The sequence below is a fragment of the Streptomyces sp. NPDC057654 genome, assembly GCF_042800135.1.
GTDB lineage: Bacteria > Actinomycetota > Actinomycetes > Streptomycetales > Streptomycetaceae > Streptomyces.
This window is the reverse complement of sequence record NZ_JBHVHQ010001135.1, coordinates 1-2,219: the sequence shown is the minus strand read 5'-3', so window position 1 is coordinate 2,219 and position 2,219 is coordinate 1. Positions and strand designations below refer to the sequence as shown.

Genomic DNA, 2,219 nt, shown 5'->3' with positions numbered 1-2,219 from the left:
CGCGCAGGTCGCGGCGCGCTGGCTCGGCGAACGCGGCCGCGCGTCGCTCGCCGAGCTGCTGCCCGGCCACCCCTATCTGCCGGGCCCCGTCGACCAGGAACTGCTCGTGGAGGCCGAGGCGCTGCTCGGGCTCTCGCTACGGGCCCACGCCGACCTGCGGCGGGCGCTGCGGGACGGGTTCTGGGAGCACCTTCAGGCGCAGTACTGAATCCGTACCGCGCCCCGCCCGTATCGCACCTCCGCCCGTACCGGGCGGAGTCAGTGCCGCGACCAGAACGCCGCCAGCGCCGCCGCCGTCTCCTCCGGACGCTCGGCGTTGGGGGAGTGCTCCGCTCCTTCGATCACCGTGCGGTGCGCCGACAGCCGCTCGGCCATCGCGTCCATCAGCGGCACCGGCCAGGCGTAGTCGACCGCGCCGGAGACCACGTGCTTCGGCAGCGCCACCGCCGCCAGCTCGGCGACCCGGTCCGGCTCGCCAAGCAACTGCCGCCCCGTGCCGATGAGTTGAGCCGCCTCGGTGTCCAGCCAGCGGCGGTGCAGAAACTCGTCCAGAGCCGCGGACGTCGTCGCGGCGTCCGGCACGTCCGCGGGGTTCTCGGGGTCCATGGCGCGCATCGCCTGCCAGACCGACTCCATGTCCCGCGTGGACAGGGCGTCGATGAGCAGCTTCGTACGGGCCTGCTGCTCCGCCGAGACGGCCGCCGGGCCGCTGCTCATGATGGTCAGCGACCGGAAGGGGGCCGCGTCGCGCAGCACCGCCGCACGCGTGATCAGGCCGCCGAGGGAGTGGCCGAGCAGATGCACCGGGCCGTCGCCGAGCGCCGCGGCCTGCGCGTGGACGTCCGCCGCCAGCTCGTCCTGCCCGTACGCGGCCTCGTCGGCCGGGCCCTCGCTCTCGTACTGCCCCCTGCCGTCGACGGCCACGACCCGGAACCCGGCCCGCGCCAGCGGCTCCAGCAGGGCGTTGAAGTCCTCTTTGCTGCCGGTGAATCCGGGGACGAGCAGGGCGGTGGCCCGCGGCTCGGCCGACGGGGGGCGCGCGTCGCACACGGCGAACGCGCCGCGCTCGGTCTTCAGTCGGTACGCGCGGGCGCACGCGGGCAAGGTGAGTATCGGCGGCCTGCTCATGCCCAGAGGCTATCCGCCGCCCCGCCGTCGCCGTCAGTCAGCCGCCCGCCGGAGGGGACGACCGCGGACACGGCGAAGGCCCGCTCCCCGGCCGTGCGGGGATACGGGCCTTCGGCGGTGCCGTGCGGGGTCAGCCTTCGGTCGTCGCCTTGGGCTTGGCCGTACGGGTGCGCTTCGGCTTCGCCGGGGCTTCGGCGGTCGCCTCAACGCCCTCCGCCGTGTCGACGGCGGCCTTGGCCTTGGTGGTGCGCGTCCGCTTGGGCTTGGCCGGCGCCTCAGCGGTCGCCTCTACGGTGTCCACCGCCGCTTCAGCGGCCTTGGCCTTGGTCGTACGCGTGCGCTTCGGCTTCGCCGGGGCTTCGACGGTCGCCTCTGCCGTGTCCACTGCCGCCTCGGCCTTGGCCTTGGTGGTGCGGGTGCGCTTCGGCTTCGCCGGAGCCTCGGCGGCGGCCTCCACCGTGTCGACCGCCTCGGCGGCCTTCGGCTTGGCGGCCCGCGTGCGCTTGGGCTTCGCGGGGGCTTCGGCGGTCGCTTCCGCGGTGTCGACCGTGTCCACGGCGACTTCGGTGGCGGCCTTGGCCTTGGTGGTCCGCGTGCGCTTCGGCTTCGCCGGGGTCTCGGCGACCGCGTCGGTGCCCTCGACCGTGGCGACAGCGGCCTCGGCCGCCTTCGGCTTGGCGGCCCGCGTGCGCTTCGGCTTGGCGGCGCTCGCCTCGGCCTCCGCGGCCATGCTCGCGATCGTGCTCTCGACCGTGATGAAGGACGGCTCGTCCACCGCCGGCTTGACGACGCGCGGACGGCGGCGGCGCGGCTTGACCGCGGCCTCCTCCACGGCGGCGACGCCGGGCCGTACGGCGGCAGACCGCGCGACGGCCGGCTTCTCGGCGGCGGGCTTCGCGGCGACCGTGTCCACGGCCTGAGCGGCCTGAGCGGCCTGAGCGGTCTGTGCGGCCTGAGCGGGCTGCACGGTCTTCGCGGGCGCAGGGGCCTCCGCGGTCACGGGGGCCGCGGCCACCGACGCCTGCGGTGCTGCCGCCGCCGGGGCCGACCCGGTGCGGGTGCGGCGACGGCGGCGCGGCGTCCGGGGAGTC

The 2,219-nt window shown here is 75.8% G+C and carries 1 protein-coding gene and 2 pseudogenes; 1 reads left to right on the top strand and 2 read right to left on the bottom strand.

Going from position 1 to position 2,219, the window contains the following annotated elements:
• A pseudogene (locus tag ACFU99_RS41310) lies at positions 1 to 208 on the top strand (NYN domain-containing protein); the annotation flags it as partial.
• Between the two features lie 50 nt (positions 209 to 258).
• On the opposite strand, the gene ACFU99_RS41305 reads toward ACFU99_RS41310, so the two are convergent.
• Together ACFU99_RS41305 and ACFU99_RS41300 are read right to left on the bottom strand one after the other, a co-directional pair.
• The gene (locus ACFU99_RS41305) at positions 259 to 1,128 is read right to left on the bottom strand and encodes an alpha/beta fold hydrolase (protein ID WP_384403249.1); all 870 of its coding nucleotides are present in this window, start codon (positions 1,126 to 1,128) and stop codon (positions 259 to 261) included.
• A gap of 130 nt (positions 1,129 to 1,258) precedes the next feature.
• Positions 1,259 to 2,219 (bottom strand): annotated as a pseudogene (locus ACFU99_RS41300) (DEAD/DEAH box helicase); the annotation flags it as partial.